An 873-nucleotide genomic window follows, 5' to 3' on the forward strand; every position below is an offset into this window, starting at 1 on the left:
CGTTTTTTTACTTATTTTCATTTATTAATCCCACACACTTATGAGAGCACATCATGTTTACACCATCAACGCTATCACCTACTTTCTCACGCGCTTTGCTGAGCACCCTAACGGCCACTATCTTATTTGGTACTGCTAGCCTATCTAGTGCTGCTATATTTAATAAAAACTTACCGACCGATAAAGATGCCCAGCTAAGCGTTGGTGTCAATGTCATGGCGATAAACTCAGCCTACGATTTGGAAGACAGTATTGATGTACGCGTATTGCCGGGTGTCTTTTATGATAATAATAGAGTGTACGCGCGTGGTGCTCAGGCTGGTGCTTACCTTATTAACGACGGCTCCAATCAGCTATCTGCTTATGCTCAACTTTCTGGTAGCGAGTTTGATCCTGATGATGCACGCGGCGCACTCAAAGGTCTCGACAAGCGTAAAGCATCTGCTGATGCTGGTCTCACATACCTGCGCCGTACGCCGATTGGTGGCTTTCGTGCCCAGATTGCAACTGACGTTTTAGATCATAGCGGTGGCAATAGTGCCCGCTTGACGTATCTTGCCAAAATAACCAAAGACAAGTTAACGGTCTATCCAAGTATTGGCTTTGAATATCATGATACTGACTATAATGAATACTATTATGGCGTAACAGATAAAGAATCAGAGAAGACAGGCGTTGCGGCTTACACTTCAAATTCGAGCTTGAACCCTTATATCAATATTAGTGCCAATTATGACTTTAATGAGCGCTGGGCAGGCTTTGCTAATCAAAGCTTGAGCTATTTACCGAATGAGCAATATGATAGCCCAATGGTTGACTCGCGTACTGACTCGACGACGACACTTGGTTTGTTGTATAAGTTTTAATATCTTT

The 873-nt window shown here is 43.2% G+C and carries 1 protein-coding gene; it reads left to right on the forward strand.

Features of this window, described 5'->3' with window-relative positions; genetic code table 11:
• Positions 1-53: 53 nt before the first annotated feature.
• On the forward strand, positions 54-866 hold the full coding sequence (locus tag ACT3TU_RS14260; RefSeq protein ID WP_192524963.1) for a MipA/OmpV family protein: 813 nt from the start codon (positions 54-56) through the stop codon (positions 864-866).
• Positions 867-873 lie beyond the last annotated feature (7 nt).

The sequence above is a fragment of the Psychrobacter sp. AOP3-A1-26 genome (assembly GCF_052378235.1).
Taxonomy (GTDB): Bacteria; Pseudomonadota; Gammaproteobacteria; order Pseudomonadales; family Moraxellaceae; genus Psychrobacter.

Coding starts and splice junctions, on each gene's coding strand:
- ACT3TU_RS14260 (WP_192524963.1), top strand. CDS start 54: ATGTTTACACCATCAACGCTATCACCTACTTTCTCACGCGCTTTGCTG.